A 25,324-nucleotide genomic window follows, 5' to 3' on the forward strand; every position below is an offset into this window, starting at 1 on the left:
GCCTCCATGCGCGGCAAAATCGCCATCGTCGCGGACCGGATCAGCTGGGAAGAACGCCAGTTGATCCAGTCCGCACCGGACGCCGGTCCGCAGGTCGAGTGGGTCAACGACGAATCGCTGTCCCTCGGCCACCCGGACGCCCCGTCGCTCAGCGGCTACGACGTCGTCCTCATCCGCAGCCGGAGCTACACGCGGGGCGGCCTCCTGGCCACCGCGGCGGAAGCCTCGGGCGTCAAGACCCTCAACTCGGCCTTCGCGATCCAGGCCTGTGAGAACAAGCTGACCCTGCGCACCCTGCTGCGCAAGGCCGGAGTGCCGGTGGCGGACTACCGCCTCGTCCTCTCCCGCAAGGACTTCGAGAAGACGCTCCAGGAGCTGCCGCTCCCGCTGGTGCTCAAGCCCATCTTCGGCGGCATGGGCAAGCGCGTCACGCTCATCCGCGACGCCGACAGCGCCCACTCCGTCTACGACTACATCGAGGACCTCGGCCACGGCTTCGAGCAGGCCGCCCTGATCGAGCCGTTCCTCGCCGGCGGCAGCTCGGTCCGCTGCTTCGTCGTCGGCCGCGAGCTGATCGCCGCCGCCGAGTTCACCAGCGGCGGCACCGACTGGCGCAGCAACGCCGCCCTCGGCAACCGCCACCAGGCCATGGACCACGACCCCGAGGTCCAGAAGATCGTCGACAGCGTCGTGAACGAGCTCGGCGAGGGCGTCTACGGCATCGACCTCTTCAAGACGGCCGACGGCTACGTCGTCAACGAGGTCAACCACGCCCCGGCGTTCCGGGCGATCCAATCGGCGACCGGCGTGGACGTCGCCACGGCCATCCGCCGCTACGTGCAGGAGATCCTCGCATGATCCGAGTGGGCATCATCGGTGCCTCGGGCTTCGCCGGAGGCGAGCTCATCCGCCTGGTCACCCAGCACCCCGAGCTGGAACTGACCTTCCTCGGCGGATCCTCGAACGTCGGCCGGCGCCCGGCCGAGCTGCACCCGGGACTGCGACTGGACCTGGGCCTGACCATCGAGGCCGTCACCGACCTCACCGGCCGATGCGACGTGGTGTTCCTCGCGACACCCGCCCCCGCCTCGGCCGAACTCGCCGCGCAACTGGCCGACCAGGTGCCCTGCGTGATCGACCTCAGCGGAGCCTTCCGCATCCGCACCCCCGAGCTCCACGAGAAGTGGTACCCGAAGGTCGAGCGGCAGACCGAACTGGCCGACCGCTTCGTCTACGGCGTACCGGAACTCATCGGAGACCAGCTGGTCGGCGCCCCGCTGATCTCGCTGCCCGGCTGCTACGCCACGGCCATCACCCTGGGCCTGGCGCCGCTCACCCTCGGCCTCGGCCTGGACCTCAAGACCGTCGTCGTCGACGGCAAGAGCGGCTCCAGCGGCGGCGGCATCCAGCTGCGCACCGCGGACCTGCACCCGCTGCGCGCCGGCGCCATCGCCCCGTACTCCCCGCTCGGCCACCGGCACGCGGCGGAGGTCGGCGACTTCCTGGAGCGCAGCAAGCCCGGGAAGATCGGCTCGCTGACGATGTCGGCGTACGGCGTGAGCCACGTACGCGGGCTGCTCGCCAGCTCGTACGTCTTCACCGACGACAAGGTGGACGCCCGCGAACTGCAGCGCGCGTACCTCCGCTTCTACAAGAACCACCAGTTCGTGCGGGTCCGCCGCAACACCGAGACGCTGATCCCGGTCCCCGATCCGCAGGCGGTCCTGGGGTCCAACTACTGCGACGTCACGGTGCTCCACGACCCCGACGGCGAGCGCATCGTCGTCCTCGCGGCACTGGACAACATGGTCAAGGGCGCTGCCGGACAGGGCATCCAGGCACTCAACCTGCGCTTCCAGCTGCCCGAGGAAACGGGGCTGACGATGCAGCCGGTGATGCCCGCATGAGCACGGCGACGACGGCCATGGCGACGACGGCCACGGCGACGCACACCACCACGCCCACCGTCGTCAAACTCGGCGGGAGCTGCCTGGACGACATGTCCGACGCCTGGTGGGACGACCTGGCCGAGCACGGCCGCAACAACCCGCTGATCCTGGTGCACGGCTGGTCCAAGCCGCTCAAGGAGCTCAACCCCCGCTACACCGAGCCGTCCGCGATCCTGCGCGACCGCTACGGCAACCAGAGCCGGTGGACCACGCCGGAGGTGATCGACGACATCAAGGCCGTCAGCGACGCCCTCGGCAAGGACGTCATCGCGCGCCTCGGCGAGCGCGGCATCACCACCGAACGCCTCCTCGGCAGCGACGGCCTCGTCCACGCCGGCGAGGGCGAGCGCTGGTGGTGGAAGGACAAGCAGCTCGTCGAGCTCGACAACCTCGTCGGCCCCATCACCCAGGTGGACCCCGACCGGCTCGCCAACCTGAAGCCCGGCCACTGCTACCTGGTCACCCCGCTGGCCCGCAACACCGCCGGCCAGGAGGTCAACACCGACGCCGACCGGGCCGCGGCCGCCATCGCGGGCGCCTCCTCGGCCACCTGCCTGACGCTCGTCACCGACGTCCCGCACCTCCTGATCGACGGGGAGCCGGTCCGCCAGATCAGCGCCGAGGCGGCCGCCGAGTTCCGCGACCGCGGGGCCACCGGCGGCATGCGCAAGAAGCTGCGGGCCGCGGGCGAGGCCCTGGACCGGGGCGTCGAGAAGGTCATCATCGGCAGCGCGCCCGTCTCGCACATGCTCGCCGAGGACACCGGCACCGTCATCACGCGCACGCAGCGAGAGGAGCAGGCCTCGTGACGACCTCCCGGGTCCTCGTGGTCAACAACGGAACGCTGTCCCTGAAGCAGCTGCGCAAGCGCTTCGAGGACCTCGGATCCGAGACCGACGTCGTCGACGCCGCCTCCGTGCCCGGCAGCCTGGACGCGAAGTACCAGGCGGTCGTGCTCAGCGGAACCAAGGTGCGCGCCTACGACAGCGACTACTACCGCCCCCTCATCGATCTCGTGATGGGTGCGAAGGTCCCGGTCTTCGGGATCTGCGGCGGCATGCAGATCATCGCCGTGGCCAACGGCGGCGAACTGGCCGACGGCCCCCAGCGCGTCGGGGGCCACCAGGTGCGGGTCGACAAGGAGGAGCCGATCTTCTCCCACGTCGGGCCCGAGGTCACGGTCTTCCACCGCCACACCCTGTACCTCCAGGGAGCGCCCGCCGGCTTCCGCTCCATCGGACGCTCCGAGCACGCCCCCGTCGAGTTCATCCGCTCCGACGACGGACGCATCTACGGCGCGCAGGCACACCTCGAGTTCCGCAGCGACGGAGCGGACATCCTGCGGGGCTTCGCCGAGCTCTACCAGTAGCCGGCGCCCACCGGACCGGCGTGCCGCACGACGTCGCATCCCCCGTCGTCGCTCGTGCGGCACGCCCGCAACCGCCCACGCGCGGACAGACACTCCCATCGATTCGATTAAGAGGTCCCAGGCAATGAGTTCTCTGGACGGCGGCCCCGCCGTGGACACGCCCGAAGATCCGGCATTCACCGTTTCGCTGAACGGCAGCGGAGGATCCCTCAAGGGATGGGTCGTCGTCGACTCCCTGTACGACGGCCTGGCCATGGGCGGCACCCGGATGACCGCCGGCGTCACCCAGGAGGAGGTGGCCGGTCTCGCCCGCGACATGACGCACAAGTTCACCCTCGCCGGCCTGCCCATCGGCGGTGCCAAGGCCGGCATCGTCGCCGACGGCGGTGACCGCGAGACGACGTTCCGCACCTTCGGCCGCACGGTCAAGCCGCTGCTGCACGGCGGCATCCACCTCGGCATCGACATGGGTGTCACGCCCGCCGACCGCGCCGTCTTCTTCGACGAGGCCGGCTACGACCCGCGCTACCGTCTCGGCGCCCCGGACATGCCGATCGACTGGCGCACCTACTACGAGCCGCTGATCGACTGCACCGGCCACGGCGTCGGCGTCGCCGCCGTCACCGCCCTGGAGGCGAGCGGCCGCACCGGCCCGGCCCGGGTCGTGATCCAGGGCTTCGGCGCCGTCGGCCGTGCCGTCGGGCACTTCCTGGAGGAGCGCGGGCACACCGTCGTCGGAGTCGCCGACGTCCAGGGCACCATCAGCGCCGACCGCCTCCCGGTGGCCGACCTCGTCGCCATCACCGACGAGTTCGGGAAGATCGACCGCTCGCGCCTGCCGCAGGACGTCACCGTCTCCGACGAACCGGACGCCTGGCTGGACGTGGAGGCCGACCTGCTGATCCTCGCGGCGCAGAAGCACGCGATCAACGCCGAGAACGCCCACCGCGTACGGGCCGGCCTCGTCGTCGAGGGCGGCAACCTCAGCTCCAGCTCCGAGGCCAAGGAGAAGGTGCGCGCCTCCGGCACCGTCCTCGTGCCCGGCGTGATCGCCAACATCGGCGGCGCCGCCTCGGCCGCCCTCGCCGTCACCCGCGTCGTCCCCTTCGACCTCGCCGCGGACGCCCGCAAGGCCTGGGTCTTCGACTGGGTCGGCGACCGGGTCCGCACCAACACCCGCGACCTGCTCGAAATCGCAGCCGCCCAGGCGGGCGACCCCCTGCCGACCCTGCTCACCGCCCGCCGGAAGGACCGCCGATGACCACCGAGACCGTCGAAGCACCCGTACAGCCCGCCCCGCCGGTCGTCGACGGAGTCGTCCTCACCCGCGAGACGATGCCCGTCATCGAGATCACCAGCCCCATGCCCGACGGGCGCGAGGCCCGCGAGGCCCTCTACTACCAGCGCGGCTGGTGGCGCACCGAGACCTTCCTCGACGACCTGCGCCGCCAGGCCCGCCTGCGCCCGCACAAGCTCGCGGTCGCCGGCCGCCGCATCGAGGAGGCCCGCACCGACACCCTCGACTACATCGAGCTGCGCCAACTCACCGACCGGTTCGCCGGCGCCCTGGTCGAACTCGGCGTCCAGCGGGGCGACTTCGTGGCCGTCCAGCTCCCCAACCGGTGGGAGATGGTGCCCCTGCTGTACGCGTGCATCCGCGTCGGCGCGGTCATCTGCCCGATCGCCCCCACCACCCCCGAGGCCCCGCTGCGCCACCGCCTCTCGCTCACCGAGGCCCGCGTCATCATCACCGTCGCCGAGTGGGAGGGCGACCGGCTCGGCGAGACCGCGATCCGGCTGGGGCAGGAGATCCCCACCCTGGAGAACGTGGTCATCGTCGACGGCCACGCCCCCGAGGGCGCCGTCGACTTCCGCGACCACTTCGTCGACACCCACTGGGAGGACGTCCACGACGAGGACCTCGCCGGGCGCGAACTGGGGCCCGACGAACCGTTCGTCGTCCTGTTCACCTCCGGCACCACCGGCGAGTCCAAGGGCGTCCTGCACAGCCAGAACACCGTCCACTCCGCCATCCGCGGCTACGTCGACACCTTCCTCCTCGACGAGCACCTGGTCGCCGCCGTGACCACCCCGCTCGTCCACTACTCCGGCTTCGGCCAGGGCGTCCTCGCCAGCGTCATGCTGGGCGGCACCATCGCCTTCCAGGACCACCGCAAGAACGAGGCGCTCCTGGACCTGGTCCAGAAGTACGGCGCCACCCTGCTGTACGGCCCCCCGCCCACCCTCACCGACATCGCCCAGTCCCAGCGGGACGAGCCGCGCGACGTCCACACGCTGCGCCACGTGGTGACCGGCTCCGCACAGGTGCTCCAGCCGCTGGTCGACGACCTGCGCGAGACCCTCGGCGCCCGTACGTACTCGCTGTGGGGCATGTCCGAGAACGGCCCGGTCACCATCACCAAGCTGGACTACAACCAGGACTGGGCGGCGCACAGCAACGGCCGGCCGATCGACGCCATGGAAATCCGGATCGACAAGTGCATCAACCCCACCGAGCGGGCCCCCGTCGGCCGGCTCCGGGTGCGCGGCGCCTCCCAGGCCCTCGGCTACTACCGGCGCGACGCCGAGTACCAGGCCCACCTCATGGACGACGCCTGGTTCGACACCGGTGACGTGGCCCGTGACGACGGCCGCGGCGGCATCCGCATCCTGTGCCGGGCGAGCGACGCCATCAAGCGCGACGGAATGGTCGTGCCCATGGCCGAGATCGAGTCGATCGTCAACCGGCACCCCAAGGTCGCCGAGACCACCCTCGTCGGCCCGACCGGCAAGGTCGAGGACCCGATCCTCGCGGTCGTCGTCCCCACCGGCGACGAGCACCCGACGCTGGAGGAGATCCGCGCCTACCTCCAGGAGACGGACCTCGACCCGCGCTTCCTGCCCGACCGCCTGGAGGTGATCGACGCCCTGCCCAAGACCCTGACCGGCAAGGTGCGCAAGGCCACCCTCCGAGAGCTCTACGGCGAGGCGTGAGCACCTTGCCCGAGCCCACGAACGTGACCATGTCGGCGACGCTCGCCGCCGACGAGGCCATCGCCCGCAGGCGGCTGGCCGGACAGAGCGTGCTCTCCATGGCCAGCGGCGAGATCGGCCTGCCCGTCCACCCCGGACTGCGGGCCCGGCTCGCCGAGGCCGCCCCGCTCGGCACGTACGGCCCCGTCGCCGGATCCCCGGCGCTGCGCGCCGCCGCCGCCGGTTACTGGCGGCGGCGCGGCCTCGACACGACGCCCGAGCAGGTCGTCAGCGGACCCGGCAGCAAACCGCTGCTGTTCGCGGCCCTCCTCGCCGTCGGCGGCGACGTGGTCATCCCGATGCCGAGCTGGGTCAGCTACGCGGCCCAGGCCGACCTCGTCGGAGTCCGCCACTTCTCCGTCCCGACCCCGCCGGGCCAGGGCGGCGTACCCGACCCCGACCTGTTGCGCGAGACCGTCACCGCCGCCAGGGCCGCCGGGCACGACCCGCGCTCCGTCATCGTGACCCTGCCGGACAACCCCACCGGCACCATCGCCCGGCCCGACACCGTACGGCGCCTGGGCGAGGCGGCCAGGGAGCTCGACCTCGTCGTCATCTCCGACGAGATCTACTGCGACCTGGTGTACGACGCGGCGGCCACCCCCGCCGTGTCGCCGGCCGCGTACGCCCCCGAGCGGACGATCGTCACCACCGGACTCACCAAGAACCTGGCGATCGGCGGCTGGCGCATCGGCGTGGCCCGGCTCCCCGACGGCGAGGCCGGGGAAGCCCTGCGGGAACGGCTGGTCGGCGTCGCCAGCCAGATCTGGTCCAGCCCCGCCGCGCCCGTCCAGGCGGCGGCCGCGTACGCCTTCGACGAGCCGGCCGAGGTGGTCGAACGCGTCGCCGCGAGCCGCCGGCTCCACGAGAAGGTGGCCCGCGCGACGGCCGAGCGGTTCACCGCCGCCGGAGCGCTGCTCCCGCCGGTCACCGCGACCTGCTACCTGTACCCCGACTTCGAGCCGCTGCGCGACCACCTCGCGCGGGCCCACGGCGTGCACACCGGGGCGGAGCTCGCCCAGCACCTCGTCGAACACCACGGCGTGGGCGTCCTCCCGGCGAGCGCCTTCGGCGAGCCGGAGCGGTCCCTGCGGCTGCGGGTGGCCACCAGCCGCCTCTACGGCGAGACCGAGGAGCAGCAGGAGGCGGCCCTCGCCGCCGGCGACCCGCTCGCCCTCGACTGGGTCCGCGCCGCGCTCGACCAGGTCGGGAAGGCCCTCGCCGACCTCGTCCGCGAGCCGGCCGCACCGGCCGCGCGCACCGCCGCCTGACCCACCACCCACCGACCTCATCTCTCCCCCCACGGCCTCAGGAGGGCCGACCACCATGACGATCCTGTTCGAATGCGAGTACAAGGGCGAGCGGTACGTGGGCTTCGACCTGCCCGTCCCCGGTGACGACCTGACGCTGTACCAGGTGTCCGACGGGCAGCTCCAGGCCGAGTTCATCGCCGCCGAGGAGTCGGCCCAGGTCGTGGCCACCGTCATCAGCGAGGCCGAGCGCATCACCGTCACCGCCGGCGACCCCGAGCTGCGCTACCTGCCGCCGCTGCTGCCCACCACCACCGGGAACGCGCTCCTCAGCGGCTTCATGGGCACCCACCGCTCCAAGTTCGACAAGGAGCCCACCGAGGGCGAGGAGTTCGTCGCCCCGAACTGGTTCTTCAAGGGCTTCGGCTCCTGGCTGCGCATGCCCGACGAGACCCTCGTCGTACCGAAGAAGGCCGTCGCGCTGATCGAGGAGCCGGAGGTCGCGCTGGTCTACGTCAACGACGACAACGGCGACCCGCACTACGTCGGCTACACCTTCGGCAACGACCTGTGCGACATCGGCCTGCACCGGCAGAACCCGGGCTGGAACCCGTACTGCAAGCTCAGCGACACCTCCATCGCCCCCTGGCTGTTCCTCGGCGAGCCGCCGAAGACGGTGACCGGCCGCGTCACCATCGAACGCGACGGCGTCTCCGCGTGGGAGGGCAACTTCGACTGCGGCGAGGACGCCCTCTACTTCAAGGCCCGCGACATGATGGCCAACCTCTTCGAGTACCCGGCGATCCGCCGCCCCGGCATGGTCAACTACGTGCTCCTCGGCGCGGACAAGGCCAGCTTCCACGACGGCTTCCGCATCGCCGACGGCGACCGCCTGGTCATCGACGTCAAGAGCCACGGCGTCACGCTCGCCAACCCGGTTCGGTTCGGCACCAAGACCGCGCCGTGAGCGGCGCGGAATCGCAGGTCGAGCTGCTGGTGCACCGGATGACGCACGAGGCGGACGACGTCCTCTCCCTCGATCTGGTGCACCCGGACGGCAAACCGCTGCCCGACTGGGCGCCCGGCGCCCACATCGACCTGCACGCCGGCGGACAGGTCCGGCAGTACAGCCTCTGCGGCGACCCCGCGGACACCGGCCGCTACCGGATCGCCGTCCTGCGGGCACCCGACTCGCGCGGCGGCTCCGCCTTCGTGCACCGCGAGCTCCGCCCCGGCGTCACCGTCACCGTGGGCGGGCCGCGCAACCACTTCCCGCCGGCCGACGCCGGAACGTACGTCTTCATCGCGGGCGGCATCGGCGTCACCCCGCTGCTCGTCCACGCCCGCGAGGCCGCGGCCCGCGGCAGGAACGTCCGGTTCTGGTACGGCGGCCGCACCCGCTCCTCGATGGCCTTCACCGAGGAGATCACCGCACTGGCCGGCGCCACCGCCGACAGCGCGGTGGCCCTCCACCCGAAGGACGAGAGCGGGCGCATCGACCTCCGCGCGGTCCTCGCGCAGGTGGTCGGCGACACCCGGATCTACTGCTGCGGGCCCGAGTCGCTCGTCGCCGAGACCGAGGCCCTCTGCACGGAGCTCGCCCTGCACGACCGGCTGCACGTCGAACGCTTCGCCGGGGTCAAGGCGGAGGCCCCCGAGGAGGGGGAGCGGGCCTTCGAAGTGGAGTGCGTCCGCTCCGGGCAGACCGTGACCGTGGGCCCCGACGAGTCGATCGTCGACGCCCTGGAGGACGCCGGGGTCTACGTCGAAGCCTCCTGCCGCGACGGTGTCTGCGGCACCTGCGAGACCCGTGTCATCGAGGGCGCCCCGGACCACCGGGACACCCTGCTGAGCGGCGAACAGCACGCCGCGGGCGACGTGATGATGCTCTGCGTCTCGCGCTGCGCCTCGAAGCGCCTCGTCCTCGACATCTGACGGGCGACCAGTTCCCAGCCACCCAAGGAGAGACAGTCCCGTGAGCACCGCGAGCCTCACAAGAACGGAAAGCCCCGCCCCACCGGTCCAGGACGTCACGGCCCCGCGCACCAGCAGGCTCCCGACGCTGACCGGCCTGCGCTTCCCAGCGGCCCTGCTGGTGTTCCTCTTCCACGCGGTACTGCCCTTCGCCAGCATCCGGATCTTCGCCGACAGCGGCGTGGAGCGGGGCATCTACAAGGCCCTCAGCGGCGTGGCCGGGCTGACCATGCCCTTCTGGTTCATGCTCAGCGGCTTCATCCTGATCTGGTCCGCCCGCCCCGGTGACACGGCGAGGGCCTTCTGGCGCCGGCGCTACGCCAAGATCGTGCCCCCGTACATCGTGGCCTGGGTGCTCGCACTGGTGCTCGTCGAGGGCGTCGACGGCTCGCACACCACCCCGGCGCAGGGGTTCCTCAGCCTCTTCATGATCCAGTCGTGGGTCCCCGACATCGCCACCAACTTCGCGGTGAACAACGTCAGCTGGTCGCTGTCCACCGAGGCGTTCTTCTACCTGTCGTTCCCGGCCCTGTACCTGGTGCTGCGCCGCATTCAGGGCCACCACCTGAAGTACTGGATCGGCGGCGTCATCGCGGCCGTGGCCGTGACCCCGCTCGTCACCTACGCCCTCATCCCGGTCGGCACCGGTGTCGTCCCCAACGAGCCGGGCCAGTCGGCCAACTACTTCTGGTTCTCCTACGTCTTCCCGCCGGGCCGCCTGCTCGACTTCGCCCTCGGCATGCTCGTCGGCCGGGCCGTGGTCCTGGGCCGCTGGCGCAACATCGGCATGATCTGGTCGGGCGTCCTGCTCGCCGTCTCGTACGTGGCCACCCTGTACGTGCCGTGGATGTTCGGCCTGCGCATCACCTGCATCATCCCCGCCGCCCTGCTCATCGCTGCCGGCGCCATCGCCGACAACGAGGGCCGGTTCACGATCTTCCGCAACCGCGCGATGGTCTGGCTCGGCGAGATCTCCTTCGCCTTCTACCTCGTGCACTTCACCGTGCTGGAGTACGCCCGCCGGCTGCTCGGAGACCGCCTCTTCGACACCCCGGCCGCCCTCGCGGTCCTCGCCGGGGAACTGGCCGCGGCGGTCCTGCTCGCCTGGGCCCTCTACGCCTGGGTGGAGCGCCCCCTCACCCGCAAGTGGTCGCGCTCGCGCAAGGCCCGTGCCGCGGCCGAGGCGGTGCTGCCCCGCCAGAGGACGAGCGCCTGAGCGCACCGAGTACGGCAAACAGCCGCGGCCGGACGGGGCCGCGCACCGCGAACACGCACCGAACGACAGGGGAGTGGACATTCCGATGGGAACGGGGAAAACGGCGGGCGGTCTCGCCGACAGGAAAGGGGGAGCGGGAAAGGGAGCCGGCGCGGCGCAGCCGCCCGCGGCCGACGCGGTACAGCTGCTGAACCCCGACGGCCGACGGGTGCCACACCCCGACTACGACATCGAGCCCACCCCGGAGGAACTGCGCGGGCTCTACCGGGACATGGTGCTCGCCCGTCGCACCGACGCCGAGGGCGTGACGCTCCAGCGGCAGGGCGAACTCGGCCTGTGGCCCTCCCTGCTCGGCCAGGAGGCCGCACAGGTCGGCTCCGCCCGCGCCCTGCACGCCGGCGACCACGTCTTCCCCAGCTACCGCGACCACGGCGTCGCCCTGTGCCGCGACGTCGACCCGCTGAAGCTGCTGGCCATGTTCCGGGGCGTCAACAACGGCGGCTGGGACCCGGCCGACCACGGCTTCCACCTCTACACCCTGGTCATCGGCTCCCAGACGCTGCACGCCACCGGCTACGCCATGGGCGTCGCCAAGGACGGCGCCGACACCGCCGTCATCGTGTACTTCGGCGACGGAGCCACCAGCCAGGGCGACGTCAGCGAGGCCTTCAACTTCGCCGCCGTCCACGGCGCCCCGGTGGTGTTCTTCTGCCAGAACAACCAGTGGGCCATTTCCGAACCCACCGAGAAGCAGAGCCGGGTCCCCATCCACCAGAGGGCGGCCGGGTTCGGCTTCCCCGGCGTCCGGGTCGACGGGAACGACGTGCTCGCCACGCTCGCCGTGACCCGGGCCGCGCTGGAGCGGGCCCGCAGCGGCGGGGGCCCCACGCTCGTCGAGGCGTACACCTACCGCATGGGCGCCCACACCACCTCCGACGACCCGACCAAGTACCGGGACTCCGCCGAGGTCGAGGAATGGGCCGGCCGCGACCCCATCGCCCGGCTGAAGAGCCACCTCCTCGACAACGGATGGGCCGACGAGGCCTTCCTGACCGGGGTGGACCGGGAGGGCGACGCACTCGCGCAGAGGCTGCGCGAGCAGGTCCGCTCCATGCCGGCCCCCGCCACCGAGGCGATCTTCGAACACGTCTACGCCGACCCGCACGCCCTCGTCGACGAGGAACGCACCGAGTTCACCCGCTACGAGGCGTCCTTCGCCCACACCGGAGGGAAGTGACATGACGACCCTGACGACCGAGAAGAACACGGCGACGGCCGCCGTGCCCACCGGGGCGAGGCAACTGCCGCTGGGCCGGGCCATCAACGAGGCCCTGCGCGCCGCCATGGCACACGACCCCAAGGTCCTGGTCATGGGCGAGGACGTCGGCAGGCTGGGTGGTGTCTTCCGCATCACCGACGGCCTGCAGAAGGAGTTCGGCGAGGAGCGGGTCATGGACACCCCGCTCGCCGAGTCGGGCATCGTCGGCACCGCCATCGGCCTGGCCCTGCGCGGCTACCGGCCGGTCGTGGAGATCCAGTTCGACGGGTTCGTCTTCCCCGGCTACGACCAGATCGTCACGCAGCTCGCGAAGATGCACGCCCGGTCCCTGGGCAAGATCAGGCTGCCGGTGGTCATCCGCATCCCCTACGGCGGCGGGATCGGCGCCGTCGAACACCACTCGGAATCCCCCGAGGCGCTCTTCGCGCACGTGCCGGGCCTCAAGGTGGTCTCCCCGTCGAACGCCTCGGACGCGTACTGGATGCTCCGGCAGGCGATCCTCGGCGACGACCCGGTGATCTTCTTCGAGCCGAAGCGCCGCTACTACGAGAAGGGCGAGGTCGACACGGCGGCGCCCGCGCACCCGCTGCACACGGCGCGCGTGGTGCGCGAGGGGCGCGACGCCACGCTCGTCGGGTACGGGCCGACGGTGAAGACCTGCCTGGACAGCGCCGCCGAGGCCGAGCGCGACGGGCACCGGCTCGAAGTGATCGACCTGCGCTCCATCTCGCCCATCGACTTCGACTCCGTCGCCGCCTCCGTGCGCCGCACCGGCCGCCTCGTCGTGGTCCACGAGGCCCCGGTCTTCTTCGGGGCCGGAGCGGAGATCGCCGCTCGCATCACGGAGCGCTGCTTCCACCACCTGGAGGCACCCGTGCTGAGGGTGGGCGGCTACCACTCCCCGTACCCGCCCTCGCGCCTGGAGGACGAGTACCTCCCGGGCCTGGACCGGGTGCTCGACGCCGTCGACCGCGCCATGGCGTACTGAGGGGGCGGGACCGTGACCGAACAGCGCTTCCGCGAATTCAAGATGCCCGACGTCGGCGAGGGCCTCACCGAGGCGGAGATCCTCAAGTGGTACGTCGCCCCCGGCGACACCGTGCACGACGGGATGGTCGTGTGCGAGGTGGAAACCGCCAAGGCGGCCGTCGAACTGCCCATCCCGTACGACGGCGTCGTGCACGAACTGCGCCACGCCGAGGGCACCTCGGTGGACGTCGGCCAGGTGATCATCTCTGTGGACACCACCCCGACGGCGGCTCCGGCCGCCGCCCCGTCGACCGTCGCTCCGGCAGTTGCCGCCCTGCCTCCGCAACCCTCCCCCGAACCGGCGCCCGCGCCGACCCGGCAGCCCGTGCTCGTCGGCTACGGCGTCTCCGACGGCCCGTCCCGCCGACGCCCGCGCAAGCCGGCGCCGACCGCCGGCAGGGCCACCGCCCAGGCCGACGGCAGGCCCTCCGCACCGGCGCCGACCGGTGCCCGCCCGCTGGCGAAGCCCCCGGTCCGCAAGCTCGCCAAGGACCTGGGCGTGGCCCTGGACGCGGTCCCCCCGACCGGGCCCGACGGCACCGTCACCCGCGCGGACGTGCACGCGGCGGCCACGCACCCCCGGACCGCCGAGCCCCCCGCAGGCGACCCGGCCGCGCCCGTGACCCGTATCCCCGTCAAGGGCGTACGACGGGCCACCGCGCAGGCCATGGTGGCGAGCGCCTTCTCCGCGCCGCACGTCACGGAGTTCGTGACGGTCGACGTCACGCGGACCATGAACCTGGTCGAGGAACTCAGGCAGGACGAGGAGATGCGGGGCCTGCGGGTGAACCCGCTCCTGCTGATCGCCCGGGCCCTGGTCGTCGCGATCCGCCGCCACCCGGAGATCAACGCCTCCTGGGACGAGGTGAACCAGGAGATCGTGCTCAAGCACGACATCAACCTGGGCATCGCCGCCGCCACCCCGCGCGGTCTGCTCGTGCCGAACATCAAGGACGCGCACACCAAGCCGCTGCCCGAACTGGCCCGCGCGCTGGCCGAGTTGGTCGCCACCGCGAAGGAGGGGAAGACCTCCCCGGCCGACATGCAGGACGGCACCGTCACCCTCACCAACGTCGGCGTCTTCGGCGTCGACACCGGCACGCCGATCCTGAACCCGGGCGAGTCCGCGATCCTCGCCGTCGGCGCGATCAACCGCCGGCCGTGGGTCCACAAGGGCAAGGTGAAGCCGCGCCACGTGCTGACCCTCGCCCTCTCCTTCGACCACCGCCTGGTCGACGGCGAACTCGGCTCGAAGGTGCTGGCCGACGTGGCCCGGCTCCTGGAGCATCCCAAGCGCTTCCTCGTCTGGGGGGCGTGATGGAGACCGAGCAGGTCACCGGTGCGCAGTCCCTCGTCCGATCCCTCGAAGAGGTGGGGTGCGACACCGTGTTCGGCATCCCGGGCGGTGCCATCCTCCCGGCGTACGACCCGATGATGGACAGCAGGAAGGTCCGTCACATCCTGGTCCGTCACGAGCAGGGCGCCGGTCACGCCGCGACCGGTTACGCGCAGGCCACCGGCAAGGTGGGCGTGTGCATGGCCACGTCCGGTCCGGGTGCGACGAACCTGGTGACGCCGATCGCCGACGCGCACATGGACTCCGTGCCGCTGGTCGCGATCACGGGTCAGGTCTCCTCCAAGGCGATCGGTACGGACGCCTTCCAGGAGGCGGACATCGTCGGCATCACGATGCCGATCACCAAGCACAACTTCCTGGTCACCAAGGCCGACGACATCCCGAAGACGATCGCGGAGGCGTTCCACATCGCCTCGACCGGCCGCCCCGGCCCGGTCCTGGTCGACATCGCGAAGGACGCCCTCCAGGCACGGACCACCTTCTCCTGGCCCCCCACCATGGACCTGCCGGGCTACCGGCCGGTGACGAAGCCGCACGCCAGGCAGATCCTCGAAGCCGCACGGCTGATCAGCGCGGCGAAGCGCCCGGTGCTGTACGTCGGCGGCGGCGTGATGAAGGCCGGCGCCACCGCCGAGCTGAAGACGCTGGCGGAACTGACCGGGATCCCCGTGACCACCACCCTGATGGCACTCGGCTCCTTCCCGGACAGCCACCCGCTGCACATCGGGATGCCGGGCATGCACGGCTCGGTCACCGCCGTCACCGCACTCCAGAGGTCGGACCTCCTCATCGCCCTCGGCACCCGCTTCGACGACCGCGTCACGGGCAAGCTGGACAGCTTCGCCCCCTTCGCCAAGGTGATCCACGCGGACATCGACCCGGCGGAGATCGGCAAGAACCGTGCCGTCGAGGTCCCGATCGTCGGCGACGCCCGCGAGGTCATCGCCGACCTGATCCGGGCCGTCCGGGCCGAGCACGCCGAAGGCGCCACCACCGACCACACGGCCTGGTGGGCGGAGCTCGACCGCCGCCGCGCCACCTACCCCCTCGGCTACGACCTGCCCGAGGACGGTTCGCTCGCCCCGCAGCAGGTCATCGAACGGATCGGCGCGCTCGCGCCGAAGGGCACGGTCTTCGCCGCGGGAGTGGGCCAGCACCAGATGTGGGCCTCGCACTTCGTGAACTACGAGGAGCCCCGCACCTGGCTGAACTCCGGCGGTGCCGGAACGATGGGCTACGCGGTCCCGGCCGCGATGGGCGCCAAGGTCGGCATGCCGGACCGCACGGTCTGGGCGATCGACGGCGACGGCTGCTTCCAGATGACCAATCAGGAACTGGCCACCTGCGCGCTGAACGACATCCCGATCAAGGTCGCGATCATCAACAACGGCGCGCTGGGCATGGTCCGCCAGTGGCAGACCCTGTTCTACGGCCGGCGGTACTCCAACACGGTCCTGCACGCGGACGAGACCGGCCACGACACCGTCGGCTCCCAGCTCGGCGAATCGAGCGCCCCCCGGACGGGCACCCGCGTCCCGGACTTCGTGAAGCTGTCCGAGGCCATGGGCTGCGTGGCGCTGCGCTGTGAGGACCCGGCCGACCTGGACAAGGTCATCGCCGAGGCCAACGCGATCGACGACCGCACCGTGGTCATCGACTTCATCGTCCACGAGGACGCCATGGTGTGGCCGATGGTCGCCGCCGGCACCTCCAACGACGAGGTCATGGCCGCCCGGGGCGTCCGTCCCGACTTCGGCGACCACGCAGACGACTGAGGAGCCTGCACATGTCCAAGCACACGCTCTCCGTCCTGGTCGAGAACACGCCCGGCATCCTCGCCCGGATCGCCGCGCTGTTCTCCCGCCGCGGGTTCAACATCGACTCCATCTCGGAGGGGACGACCCAGGACCCCGGTGTCTCCCGCCTCACCATCGTCGTCGACGCCGAGGTCTGTCCGAAGGACCAGGTCGTCTCGCAGATCGGCAAGCTGGTCAACGTCCTCGAAGTCGCCGAATTCGCCCCGGGTACGGCCGTCACCAGCGAGATCGCCCTGGTGAAGGTCCGGGCCGACAACGTGACGCGCTCGCAGATCGTCGAGATCGTCCGGCTCTTCCGCGCCCGGATCGTCGACGTCGTGCCCGAGGCCGTCACCATCGAGGCCACCGGCACCACCGAAAGACTCGCCGCCCTCCTGGAGATGCTGAAGCAGTACGGCATCAAGGAGCTGGTCCACTCCGGCACCGTCGCCATCGGGCGCGGTGCCCGCGTACTGGACGGCCGCCCCCTGCGCGGCGTCGACCCCGGCCCGCTGCGCGCCACCGCCTAGCCGCCCCCACCCAACCACCGATCCATCCCCGAGGGAGTTCTTCCAGTGGCCGAGCTGTTCTACGAGAACGACGCCGACCTGTCCATCATCCAGGGCCGCAAGGTCGCGGTCATCGGTTACGGCAGCCAGGGCCACGCCCACGCGCTGTCGCTCCGTGACTCCGGCGTCGACGTCGTCGTCGGCCTGAAGGAGGGCTCGAAGTCCAAGGCCAAGGCCGAGGAGCAGGGCCTGAAGGTCGTCCCCGTGGCCGAGGCCGCCGCGTGGGCGAACGTCATCATGATCCTGACCCCGGACCCGCTCCAGGCCGAGATCTACGAGGAGTCCGTCAAGGACCACCTCGAGGAGGGCGACGCGCTCTTCTTCGGCCACGGCTTCAATGTCCGCTACGGCTTCATCAAGCCCCCGGCCGACGTGGACGTCGCCCTCGTCGCCCCGAAGGGCCCGGGTCACCTGGTCCGCCGCCAGTACGAGGAAGGCCGCGGCGTCCCGTGCATCGCCGCCGTCGAGCAGGACTTCACCGGTTCCGCCTTCGCGCTCGCGCTGTCGTACGCGGCCGGTATCGGCGGCACCCGTGCCGGTGTCATCAAGACCACCTTCACCGAGGAGACCGAGACCGACCTGTTCGGTGAGCAGGCCGTCCTCTGTGGTGGTGCCTCCGCGCTGGTGAAGGCCGGTTTCGAGACGCTGACCGAGGCCGGCTACCAGCCCGAGATCGCGTACTTCGAGTGCCTGCACGAGCTGAAGCTCATCGTCGACCTCATGTACGAGGGCGGCCTGGAGAAGATGCGCTGGTCGGTGTCCGAGACCGCCGAGTGGGGCGACTACATCACCGGCCCGCGCGTCATCACCGACGCCACCAAGGCCGAGATGAAGAAGGTCCTGGAGGAGATCCGGTCCGGAGAGTTCGCCAACACCTGGATGGCCGAGTACAAGGCCGGTCTGCCCAAGTACGACGAGTACAAGAAGGCCGACTCGGAGCACCTGCTGGAGACCACCGGCAAGAAGCTGCGGGGGCTCATGAGCTGGGTCGGTGAAGACGCGTGAGCATGCCGAACAGTGCCGCCACCCAGGAGTTCCGGGCCGCGCGCGACTTCCTCCTGAGCCACCGGGAGGACCTGGAAGCCGCCTGCGAGGGCTTCGTCTGGCCCCGGCCCGCCCAGTTCAACTGGGCCCTCGACTGGTTCGACGTGATCGCCGAGGGCAACGAGCGCACGGCCCTGCACATCGTCGAGGACGACGGCAGCGAGGAACGCCACTCCTTCGCGCGGCTGTCCGCCCGCTCCGACCAGGTCGCGACCTGGCTGCGCGCCCAAGGGGTGGTGGCCGGCGACCGGATCCTGGTCATGCTCGGCAACCAGGTCGAGCTGTGGGAGACGGCGCTCGCCGCGATGAAGCTGCGCGCCGTGCTCACCCCGGCGACACCCCAGCTCGGCCCCGTCGACCTGCGCGACCGGATCGAGCGCGGCCGGGTCTCGTACGTGATCGTGCGCGCCGAGGACCGGGCGAAGTTCGACGAGGTGCCCGGCACCTACACCCGCATCGTCGTCGGCGACACGGGAGACGAACCGGGCGCCGGCTGGGTGTCGTACGGCCGCGCCGACTGGTACCCCGAGAGCTTCGAACCCGACGGCCCGACACGCGCCGACGACCCCCTGATGCTCTACTTCACCTCGGGCACCACCTCGCGGCCCAAGCTCGTCGAGCACACCCATGTCTCCTACCCCGTCGGCCACTTGTCGACGATGTACTGGATCGGGCTGAAGCCCGGCGACGTCCACCTGAACATCTCCTCGCCGGGCTGGGCCAAGCACGCCTGGTCGAACCTGTTCGCGCCGTGGAACGCCGAGGCCACCGTCTTCGTCCACAACTACGAGCGCTTCGACGCCACCCGCCTGATGGCCGAGATGGACCGCGCGGGCGTCACGAGCTTCTGCGCCCCGCCCACCGTCTGGCGCATGCTCATCCAGGCCGACCTGACCCGGCTGCGCACCCCGCCCCGCGAGGCGGTCGGGGCGGGGGAGCCGCTCAACCCCGAGGTCATCGAGCAGGTCAGGGCCGCCTGGGGGGTGACGGTCCGCGACGGGTACGGGCAGACGGAGATGAGCCTCGGCATCGGCAACTTCCCCGGCCGGCCCGTCGTCCCCGGCTCCATGGGCCTGCCGGCGCCCGGCTTCCGCGTCACCCTCCTGGACCCGGTCACCGGCGAGCCCGCCGACGAGGGCGAGATCTGCCTCGACCTCTCGCCCCGCCCGGTCGGCCTGATGGCCGGCTACCACGGTGACGCGGAACGCACCGCCGAGGCCATGGCGGGCGGTTACTACCGCACCGGCGACATCGGCTCGCGGGACGCGGACGGCCGCATCACCTACATCGGCCGCGGCGACGACGTGTTCAAGGCCAGCGACTACAAGATCTCCCCCTTCGAGCTGGAGAGCGCGCTCCTCGAACACGAGGCGGTCGCCGAGGCCGCCGTCGTGCCCGCTCCGGACGAGGTCCGCCTCGCCGTGCCGAAGGCGTACGTCGTCCTCGCCGAGGGCTGGGAGCCCGGGCCGGACACCGCGCGCACGCTCTTCGCGCACTCGCGCGCGGTGCTCGCGCCCTACAAGCGGCTGCGCCGCATCGAGTTCGGGCCGCTGCCCAAGACGGTGTCGGGCAAGATCCGCCGCGTCGAGCTGCGCGAGGCGACCGCCGCCGGCTCGGCCGCCGAGTACCGCGAGCACTAGTACCGCGAACGCCGGCCGCGCGCAACCGGCCGGGCGGAAAAGGTGCCCGTTCGGCAAGTTGCCAAGAGCGCGGAGGTTAGCGCTCCATAAAGAGAAAACCGAACGTTCGCTATGTAATCTCACTGCTGGGCCGCGCCCGTGTGCGCCACCGACCTCCACCCCGAGCCATTCCAAGGACGGTTAAGACATGTCAGCGGAAACCCTTTCCGTACCGGCTTCCACCTCGGTGTCGTTCGTGAACGTCATCGACCCCGAGTTCCGATTCGACACCCCGGACGTGGCCCGGGCGCAGGCCGAGAACTGGTACGCCGAGAGCCCGCTGGGCATGCTCGTCCTGCGTCACGCCGAGGCCGCGGAGCTCGTCCGCGACAACCGGCTGACCCACAACGGCCACGGCTTCATGGAGCAGAACGGCATCACCGACGGCCCGGTGTACGACTGGTTCGTGAACGGCCTGGTCAACCAGGACGGCGACAGCCACCGCCGGATGCGCTCCCTGGTGAGCAAGGCCTTCACCCCGCGCATGCTGGAGAACCTGCGCCCGCTCATCCGGGAGACCAGCGAACGCCTCGCCGACGAGATCGCCGCCGCCGGCGAGGTCGACTTCTTCGAGGCCTTCGCCGACGCCCTGCCGCTGACCGTCATGACCCAGCTGCTCGGCGTGCCCGCCAAGGACTTCCCCGTCTTCGGCAAGTGGAGCTCGGAGATCGGTCTGGTCTTCAGCCTGGCGCTCGGCGGCGACATCCCGGCGCGCGTGGAGGCCGCGGTCGTCGGCCTCTACGACTACGTCGAGGGCCTCATGGCGGACAAGCTGGCGAACCCGACCGACGACCTCATATCCGCGCTGGTCACCACCCGCCGCGCGGACGGCGACGTCAGCCACGAGGAGCTGAAGAACCTCATCGTCACGATGGTGTTCGCGGCCCACGACACGACGCGCCTCCAGCTCGCCAACGCCCTGGTCACCTTCGCCGAGCACCCCGACCAGTGGGCCCTGCTGGGCGAGCGCCCCGAGCTCGCCCCCCGGGCCGTCGAGGAGGTCATGCGCTGGCGCCCCTCCTCCAACGCCGTGTACCGGTACGCGGCCGAGGACATCGAGTTCCGCGGGCAGCACATCCCCGAGGGCACGATGTTCATGATCGGCGTCCAGGCCGTCCAGCGCGACCCGCTGGCCTACCCCGGCGGCGAGGTCTTCGACATCACCGCCGAGCGCAAGACGGCCGTGATGCAGTTCGGCGGCGGGCCGCACTACTGCATGGGCGCCCCGCTCGCGCGCATGGAGATCACCGAGGCACTGCCCGCACTGGCCCGCCGGCTGGGGGCGCCCTCCGTCACCGGGCCCCTCACCTGGCGCCCCGCCATCGGGATCACCGGCCCGAACGAGCTCCGGCTCCGCTTCGGCTGATCCCTCCCGCCCCCACCCGTCCCACCACCCCCAGATTGACGATCAGTCACATCCAGGAGCCCTTATGACCACCGCAACACCGGCGAAGAAGACAGGACTCGTCCTGTTCCTGCTGGCCTTCTCACAATTCATCATCAGCGTCGACTACAACATCGTGTATGTCGCGCTCCCCGACATCGGCGCGGACCTCGGCTTCTCCGCCCAGTCCCTGCAGTGGGTCGTCTCCGCCTACGCCGTCGCCTTCGGCGGCATGCTGCTCTTCGGCGGCCGCGCGGTCGACCGCATCGGCGCCCGCCGCCTGCTCATGACGGGCCTGGGCCTGTACGCGGTCTCCTCGCTCGCCGGTGGCTTCGCCACCAACCAGGGCCTCCTGATCGGCGCCCGCCTCGTCCAGGGCATCGGCGGCGCGCTCCTCTTCCCGGCCGTCCTGGCCCTCATCGCCACCTCCTTCGAAGGCACGCAGCGCAACAAGGCGTTCGCCGCCTGGGGTTCGGCCGGTTCCCTCGGCCTCGCGGCCGGCGCGCTGCTCGGCGGTGTGCTGACCGACCTGGCGTCGTGGCGCTGGGTGTTCTTCATCAACATCCCGCTCGCCCTGATCATCCTCATCCCGGCCCCCAAGGCCATCCGCGCGGACGGTCCCGCCAACCTCACCAAGGGCTTCGACATCCCGGCGGCCCTGCTCTCCACCATCGGTGTCTCCGCCATCGTCACCGGCCTGGTCAGCGGCCCGGAGAAGGGCTGGTCCGACACGATCACCCTCGGCTCGCTGATCGTCGGCGCGGTGCTGCTGATCGCCTTCTTCATCACCGAGGCCAAGACCCGCAACCCGCTCATGCCGCTGCGGCTGCTGAAGAACCGTCCGCTGGTCGTCGCCATGTCGGTGCTCTTCGTCTTCCAGACGGCGCTCGCGGGCGCGTACTACGTCTTCACCACCTACGTGCAGCCCGTCCTCGGCTACAGCCCGATCCAGGCCGGTCTCGCCTTCCTGCCGCTGACGCTGGTGTCCATCATCGGCGCCGGCAAGCTCGCCCCGAAGTTCATGGAACGCTTCGGCATGCGCGCCACCCTGTCGACCGGCATGGTCGTCAACGGCATCGGCATCGCCCTGACCATCTTCGGGATGTCCATCGACGGATCCTTCTACGCCCTGCTGCCCGGCTCCATCGTCTGGGGTGTCGGCGGCGGACTCGTCTTCGTCTCCGTCTTCGCCTCCGCCAGCTCCGGCGTCGGCCCGGAGGAGCAGGGCGTGGCCGGTGCCATGGCCTCCACCTCCCAGCAGATCGGCGGAGCCGTCGGCCTCGCCGTACTGGTCGCCATCGCCAACTCCACCTTCTCCGGCACCTACGTCGACGCCGCCAAGTCCGACATCCTGGAGGGTCTGCAGCTCGCCGGCCTGATCGGTGCCGGACTCCTGGTCCTCGGCGGCATCCTGGCCCTCGCGCTGAAGAAGGACGCCCCCGCGGCGGCCGCCCCGGTCGAGGCCCCCGCCGAAGCCGTGGAGCGGCAGCCGCAGCACGTCGGCTGAGCCCGCTGAAGATCCCGGCGCCATGTGCCCCCGCCCCCACGGGCGGCACATGGCGCCGACGCGCGCCCGGGTGTGGCTGCGCCGGGCCGTCGCGCGCGGCGCCGCTTCCGGGGCTCCGCCCCGCACCCCGCTCCTCAAGCGCCGGAGGGGCTTGTTCCGCCGGAAACGCCGGAGGGGCCGGAATTGCCGCTCGGCGACAGTTCCAGCCCCTCCGGCGAAGCCGGGCCCGGCGGGTCAGTGCGGGACCGGGCAGCCGTCCGGGCCGCACGCGTGGGCGTCCGCTCCCGCGCCCACCACCTGGAGCGCGGGCCGGGCGCTCTCCCAGGCCTGCGCGAGCGCCCGGCTGAACGCCTCGGCGGGCTGGGCGCCGGAGATCCCGTACTTCCGGTCCAGCACGAAGAACGGCACGCCCTGCGCCCCGAGCTCCGCCGCCTCGCGCTCGTCGGACCGCACGTCCTCGGCGAAGGCCTTCGGATCGGCGAGGACCTTCCGGGCCGCGTCGGCGTCGAGCCCCGCCTCCACCGCGAGCTCGACCAGCCGCTCGTCGTCGAAGATGGAGCGCTCGTCGGCGAAGTTCGCCCGGTACAGCAGCCCCACCAGCTCGTGCTGACGACCCTGCGCCTTCGCGAAGTGCAACAGACGGTGGATGTCGAAGGTGCCGCCGTGGTCGCGGCCCATCACGTACGGCAGCCCCTCGCCCGCGGACTGCCGGGTGAGGTTCTTCTCGTTGGCCAGCGCCTGGGCCTCGCTCCACCCCTTGCCCTTCATCAGCACCTTGACGATGGGCTGGACGTCGTCCTTGGCGCGCCCGGGCTCCAGCTCGAACGACCGGTGCACGACCTCGACCTCGTCCCGGTGCGGGAAGGCGGCCAGGGCCTTCTCGAACCGGGCCTGGGCGACGTAGCACCAGGGGCAGGTGATGTCCGACCAGATCTCAACACGCATGAGCAGGGTCCCTTCCGGAATACGGCATGTACGCATGTACGGGAGCGAAGACCACTCCTGCCCATCCAACTGGGAAAAACGGATGATCCTTCCCCTGTCAGCCGCGCTCCGGACGGACCAGCAGCCCCCGTTCCATGGCGGTCACCACGGCGTGGGTGCGGTCGCTGACGTCCAGCTTGGCGAAGACCCGCAACAGATGGGTCTTGACCGTGGCCTCCGCGATGACCAGGCGCTTGCCGATGTCCGAGTTGGACAGCCCGTCGGCCACGGCGCTCAGCACGTCGAGCTCGCGGGCGGTCAGCACGACCGGGTCGGGCTGCCGCATCCTGGCCACCAGCCGCTCCGCCACCCGCGGTGCCAGCACCGTCTCGCCGCGGGCCGCCGAACGGATCGCGCTCACGAGCTGCTCGCGGGTGGTGTCCTTCAGCAGGTAGCCGATCGCTCCGGCCTCGACGGCCCGTTCGATCTCCACGTCGGTGTCGTACGTGGTGAGGATCAGCACGCGGGTCGCGGCCGGGCCGGCGACGATCTCGGAGGTGGCCGCCACCCCGTCCATCACGGGCATCCGCAGGTCGATCAGGGCCACGTCGGGGCGCAGGTCCGCGACGAGTTCCACCGCCTCCCGCCCGTTGTCGGCCTCGCCCACGATGGCGATGCAGGGCTCGGGGGCGAGGAGCGCGACGACACCGGCGCGCATCACCGTGTGGTCGTCCACCACGACGACGCGGATCCTTCTCTCGGCTCGGTCCGTCGTCTGCATCTCAGGGCTGTCCGTTCGTGTGGATGGTGGCGAGGATGCGGGTGCCGTCCCCGAGCGAGCTGGTGACCGTGAGGTCCCCGTCGAGTTCGGCGAGGCGCTTGCGCATGCCGTCGAGGCCGAAGCCGCGGGAGTCCTCGACGACGAAGCCGCACCCGTCGTCGGTGATCTCCAGCTCGATGGCGTGCGGGTGCCGGGTGAGGACCACGCCCACCGTGGTGGCCGCGGCGTGCTTGCGTACGTTCGCCAGGGACTCCTGGGTGCACCGCAGGAGGGCGATCCGCGTCTGCTGGTCGCATTCCACGTCCGCCGGCAGCTCCGCCTCGACGGTCAGCCCGGTGTCCTGGGTGAACCGGTCCAGGGTCCGGCGCAGGGTCACCGCGACCGAACCGGGGGCCAGGCCGCTCTGCGGGGCGGAACCCACCAGCACCCGGGCCTCGACGAAGTTCTCGCGGGCGGTCTGTTCGATGGAGACCAACTGCTGCATGGTCCGCTCCGGATCGGAGGCGACGGTCGAACGGGCCGCCTCCGCCAGCACGATGATGGAGGCGAACCCCTGCGCCAGGGTGTCGTGGATCTCCCGGGCCATCCGCTCCCGCTCGTCCGCCGCGCCCTGCTGCCGGTGCGCCTCGGCGAGCCGGGCCTGCGCGCTCTCCAGTTCCGCGCCCAGCAGCCCGGCCCGGGCGTCGCCGTCCGCGACGAGCCGGTGGATCAGCAGGCCGATGAAGACCGAGGCCGCGTACCCGATGAAGACGAAGACGATGTTGCCCGTCAGGGACTCGTCGCCCCGCAGGCTGCTGCCGACGACCGTGCCCGCGGCGGCCGCCCCGCTGAGGACGATCGAGGCGCGGACGCCGGTCGCGAAGAGCCAGAACTGGGGGAGGGAGACGATGAAGAGGGCCGCCCCGCCGCCCGGCAGGCCTCCCATGGCACTCAGCCCGAGGGCGAGGAGGGCCAGGTAGGCCTGGGGCCGCAGGAGGGGATTGTCCGGAAATCGCCGTACGGCGGTGTAGCAGGAGGCGAGGACCGCCAGCAGGGCCAGGGCCCCCCACTTGGGTGCTCCCGAGTCGTTCTCCACCCCGATGACCGAGGGGCCCAGACCCAGCAGCACCCATGCCGTGGTGTACCAGCCGTGGAGCCTGTCGACGCTCAACCGGACCGAGGACTGCGGCCGTTCACTCATGGGG

General features: G+C 71.2%; 22 protein-coding genes. 19 read left to right on the forward strand and 3 right to left on the reverse strand.

What is annotated here, in order from left to right:
- Positions 1 to 6 precede the first annotated feature (6 nt).
- The 19 genes from ACFYYJ_RS34845 (at position 7) to ACFYYJ_RS34935 (ending at position 22,435) form a co-directional block, all read left to right on the forward strand.
- A complete protein-coding gene (locus tag ACFYYJ_RS34845; protein WP_385124169.1) occupies positions 7 to 858 on the forward strand; it encodes a RimK family alpha-L-glutamate ligase in 852 nt (283 codons plus the stop codon).
- Positions 855 to 1,907, forward strand: coding sequence for an N-acetyl-gamma-glutamyl-phosphate reductase (gene argC, locus ACFYYJ_RS34850; protein WP_385124166.1), 1,053 nt, complete (start codon positions 855 to 857; stop codon positions 1,905 to 1,907). The genes ACFYYJ_RS34845 and argC overlap by 4 nt, the downstream gene beginning before the upstream one ends.
- On the forward strand, positions 1,904 to 2,758 hold the full coding sequence (locus tag ACFYYJ_RS34855) for an acetylglutamate kinase (RefSeq protein ID WP_385124163.1): 855 nt from the start codon (positions 1,904 to 1,906) through the stop codon (positions 2,756 to 2,758). The genes argC and ACFYYJ_RS34855 overlap by 4 nt, the downstream gene beginning before the upstream one ends.
- Positions 2,755 to 3,318, forward strand: a complete 564-nt coding sequence (locus tag ACFYYJ_RS34860) for a type 1 glutamine amidotransferase (RefSeq protein WP_385363727.1) — start codon at positions 2,755 to 2,757, stop codon at positions 3,316 to 3,318. Before ACFYYJ_RS34855 ends, ACFYYJ_RS34860 begins: the two co-directional genes overlap by 4 nt.
- 124 nt (positions 3,319 to 3,442) lie before the next feature.
- Positions 3,443 to 4,579, forward strand: coding sequence for a Glu/Leu/Phe/Val dehydrogenase dimerization domain-containing protein (locus ACFYYJ_RS34865; RefSeq protein WP_385124157.1), 1,137 nt, complete (start codon positions 3,443 to 3,445; stop codon positions 4,577 to 4,579).
- On the forward strand, positions 4,576 to 6,312 hold the full coding sequence (locus ACFYYJ_RS34870) for an AMP-binding protein (RefSeq protein WP_389138182.1): 1,737 nt from the start codon (positions 4,576 to 4,578) through the stop codon (positions 6,310 to 6,312). Before ACFYYJ_RS34865 ends, ACFYYJ_RS34870 begins: the two co-directional genes overlap by 4 nt.
- 5 nt (positions 6,313 to 6,317) lie before the next feature.
- The gene (locus ACFYYJ_RS34875) at positions 6,318 to 7,622 is read left to right on the forward strand and encodes a pyridoxal phosphate-dependent aminotransferase (RefSeq protein ID WP_389138291.1); all 1,305 of its coding nucleotides are present in this window, start codon (positions 6,318 to 6,320) and stop codon (positions 7,620 to 7,622) included.
- A gap of 55 nt (positions 7,623 to 7,677) precedes the next feature.
- Positions 7,678 to 8,568: a fumarylacetoacetate (FAA) hydrolase gene (locus tag ACFYYJ_RS34880; RefSeq protein WP_389138184.1), complete on the forward strand. Its 891-nt coding sequence runs from the start codon at positions 7,678 to 7,680 to the stop codon at positions 8,566 to 8,568.
- 38 nt (positions 8,569 to 8,606) lie between these two features.
- A complete protein-coding gene (locus tag ACFYYJ_RS34885) occupies positions 8,607 to 9,536 on the forward strand; it encodes a PDR/VanB family oxidoreductase (protein ID WP_389138293.1) in 930 nt (309 codons plus the stop codon).
- 40 nt (positions 9,537 to 9,576) lie between these two features.
- The gene (locus ACFYYJ_RS34890; RefSeq protein WP_385124145.1) at positions 9,577 to 10,791 is read left to right on the forward strand and encodes an acyltransferase family protein; all 1,215 of its coding nucleotides are present in this window, start codon (positions 9,577 to 9,579) and stop codon (positions 10,789 to 10,791) included.
- Between the two features lie 85 nt (positions 10,792 to 10,876).
- A complete protein-coding gene (pdhA, locus tag ACFYYJ_RS34895) occupies positions 10,877 to 12,028 on the forward strand; it encodes a pyruvate dehydrogenase (acetyl-transferring) E1 component subunit alpha (RefSeq protein WP_389138186.1) in 1,152 nt (383 codons plus the stop codon).
- 1 nt (position 12,029) lies between these two features.
- The gene (locus tag ACFYYJ_RS34900; protein WP_389138188.1) at positions 12,030 to 13,058 is read left to right on the forward strand and encodes an alpha-ketoacid dehydrogenase subunit beta; all 1,029 of its coding nucleotides are present in this window, start codon (positions 12,030 to 12,032) and stop codon (positions 13,056 to 13,058) included.
- 42 nt (positions 13,059 to 13,100) lie between these two features.
- Positions 13,101 to 14,417, forward strand: a complete 1,317-nt coding sequence (locus ACFYYJ_RS34905) for a dihydrolipoamide acetyltransferase family protein (RefSeq protein ID WP_389138295.1) — start codon at positions 13,101 to 13,103, stop codon at positions 14,415 to 14,417.
- Complete coding sequence (locus tag ACFYYJ_RS34910; protein ID WP_389138190.1) at positions 14,417 to 16,231, forward strand: acetolactate synthase large subunit; 1,815 nt, start codon at positions 14,417 to 14,419, stop codon at positions 16,229 to 16,231. The genes ACFYYJ_RS34905 and ACFYYJ_RS34910 overlap by 1 nt, the downstream gene beginning before the upstream one ends.
- Positions 16,232 to 16,242: 11 nt before the next feature.
- Positions 16,243 to 16,782 carry an acetolactate synthase small subunit gene (gene ilvN, locus ACFYYJ_RS34915; RefSeq protein ID WP_385124134.1) on the forward strand — a complete coding sequence of 180 codons (540 nt, stop codon included), beginning with the start codon at positions 16,243 to 16,245 and terminating at the stop codon, positions 16,780 to 16,782.
- A gap of 45 nt (positions 16,783 to 16,827) precedes the next feature.
- Positions 16,828 to 17,826, forward strand: a complete 999-nt coding sequence (gene ilvC / locus ACFYYJ_RS34920) for a ketol-acid reductoisomerase (protein ID WP_389138192.1) — start codon at positions 16,828 to 16,830, stop codon at positions 17,824 to 17,826.
- A 2-nt stretch (positions 17,827 to 17,828) separates the two neighbouring features.
- Positions 17,829 to 19,505: an AMP-binding protein gene (locus ACFYYJ_RS34925; protein WP_389138194.1), complete on the forward strand. Its 1,677-nt coding sequence runs from the start codon at positions 17,829 to 17,831 to the stop codon at positions 19,503 to 19,505.
- 187 nt (positions 19,506 to 19,692) lie between these two features.
- Positions 19,693 to 20,910 carry a cytochrome P450 gene (locus ACFYYJ_RS34930; protein ID WP_385124126.1) on the forward strand — a complete coding sequence of 406 codons (1,218 nt, stop codon included), beginning with the start codon at positions 19,693 to 19,695 and terminating at the stop codon, positions 20,908 to 20,910.
- Positions 20,911 to 20,974: 64 nt separating this feature from the next.
- Positions 20,975 to 22,435, forward strand: coding sequence for an MFS transporter (locus ACFYYJ_RS34935; protein ID WP_385365035.1), 1,461 nt, complete (start codon positions 20,975 to 20,977; stop codon positions 22,433 to 22,435).
- A gap of 234 nt (positions 22,436 to 22,669) precedes the next feature.
- Here the strand turns inward: ACFYYJ_RS34935 and ACFYYJ_RS34940 are convergent, their stop codons facing one another.
- From ACFYYJ_RS34940 to ACFYYJ_RS34950, 3 genes are all read right to left on the reverse strand, one after another.
- Positions 22,670 to 23,380 (reverse strand): DsbA family oxidoreductase, encoded by a 711-nt coding sequence (locus tag ACFYYJ_RS34940; protein ID WP_389138196.1) that lies wholly within the window; start codon positions 23,378 to 23,380, stop codon positions 22,670 to 22,672.
- 97 nt (positions 23,381 to 23,477) lie between these two features.
- Complete coding sequence (locus ACFYYJ_RS34945; protein ID WP_385124116.1) at positions 23,478 to 24,140, reverse strand: response regulator; 663 nt, start codon at positions 24,138 to 24,140, stop codon at positions 23,478 to 23,480.
- Between the two features lies 1 nt (position 24,141).
- A complete protein-coding gene (locus tag ACFYYJ_RS34950) occupies positions 24,142 to 25,320 on the reverse strand; it encodes a sensor histidine kinase (protein ID WP_389138198.1) in 1,179 nt (392 codons plus the stop codon).
- Between the last annotated feature and the right edge of the window lie 4 nt (positions 25,321 to 25,324).

The sequence above is a fragment of the Streptomyces sp. NPDC002467 genome (assembly GCF_042889825.1).
GTDB lineage: Bacteria > Actinomycetota > Actinomycetes > Streptomycetales > Streptomycetaceae > Streptomyces.

What these genes read in the sequence shown, in the direction of transcription:
- ACFYYJ_RS34845 (WP_385124169.1), top strand. Translation starts at nt 7, where the DNA reads ATGCGCGGCAAAATCGCCATCGTCGCGGACCGGATCAGCTGGGAAGAA.
- argC (WP_385124166.1), top strand. Translation starts at nt 855, where the DNA reads ATGATCCGAGTGGGCATCATCGGTGCCTCGGGCTTCGCCGGAGGCGAG.
- ACFYYJ_RS34855 (WP_385124163.1), top strand. Translation starts at nt 1,904, where the DNA reads ATGAGCACGGCGACGACGGCCATGGCGACGACGGCCACGGCGACGCAC.
- ACFYYJ_RS34865 (WP_385124157.1), top strand. Translation starts at nt 3,443, where the DNA reads ATGAGTTCTCTGGACGGCGGCCCCGCCGTGGACACGCCCGAAGATCCG.
- ACFYYJ_RS34870 (WP_389138182.1), top strand. Translation starts at nt 4,576, where the DNA reads ATGACCACCGAGACCGTCGAAGCACCCGTACAGCCCGCCCCGCCGGTC.
- ACFYYJ_RS34880 (WP_389138184.1), top strand. Translation starts at nt 7,678, where the DNA reads ATGACGATCCTGTTCGAATGCGAGTACAAGGGCGAGCGGTACGTGGGC.
- ACFYYJ_RS34885 (WP_389138293.1), top strand. Translation starts at nt 8,607, where the DNA reads ATGACGCACGAGGCGGACGACGTCCTCTCCCTCGATCTGGTGCACCCG.
- pdhA (WP_389138186.1), top strand. Translation starts at nt 10,877, where the DNA reads ATGGGAACGGGGAAAACGGCGGGCGGTCTCGCCGACAGGAAAGGGGGA.
- ACFYYJ_RS34900 (WP_389138188.1), top strand. Translation starts at nt 12,030, where the DNA reads ATGACGACCCTGACGACCGAGAAGAACACGGCGACGGCCGCCGTGCCC.
- ACFYYJ_RS34905 (WP_389138295.1), top strand. Translation starts at nt 13,101, where the DNA reads ATGCCCGACGTCGGCGAGGGCCTCACCGAGGCGGAGATCCTCAAGTGG.
- ACFYYJ_RS34910 (WP_389138190.1), top strand. Translation starts at nt 14,417, where the DNA reads ATGGAGACCGAGCAGGTCACCGGTGCGCAGTCCCTCGTCCGATCCCTC.
- ilvN (WP_385124134.1), top strand. Translation starts at nt 16,243, where the DNA reads ATGTCCAAGCACACGCTCTCCGTCCTGGTCGAGAACACGCCCGGCATC.
- ACFYYJ_RS34925 (WP_389138194.1), top strand. Translation starts at nt 17,829, where the DNA reads ATGCCGAACAGTGCCGCCACCCAGGAGTTCCGGGCCGCGCGCGACTTC.
- ACFYYJ_RS34930 (WP_385124126.1), top strand. Translation starts at nt 19,693, where the DNA reads ATGTCAGCGGAAACCCTTTCCGTACCGGCTTCCACCTCGGTGTCGTTC.
- ACFYYJ_RS34935 (WP_385365035.1), top strand. Translation starts at nt 20,975, where the DNA reads ATGACCACCGCAACACCGGCGAAGAAGACAGGACTCGTCCTGTTCCTG.
- ACFYYJ_RS34940 (WP_389138196.1), bottom strand. Translation starts at nt 23,380, where the DNA reads ATGCGTGTTGAGATCTGGTCGGACATCACCTGCCCCTGGTGCTACGTC.
- ACFYYJ_RS34945 (WP_385124116.1), bottom strand. Translation starts at nt 24,140, where the DNA reads ATGCAGACGACGGACCGAGCCGAGAGAAGGATCCGCGTCGTCGTGGTG.
- ACFYYJ_RS34950 (WP_389138198.1), bottom strand. Translation starts at nt 25,320, where the DNA reads ATGAGTGAACGGCCGCAGTCCTCGGTCCGGTTGAGCGTCGACAGGCTC.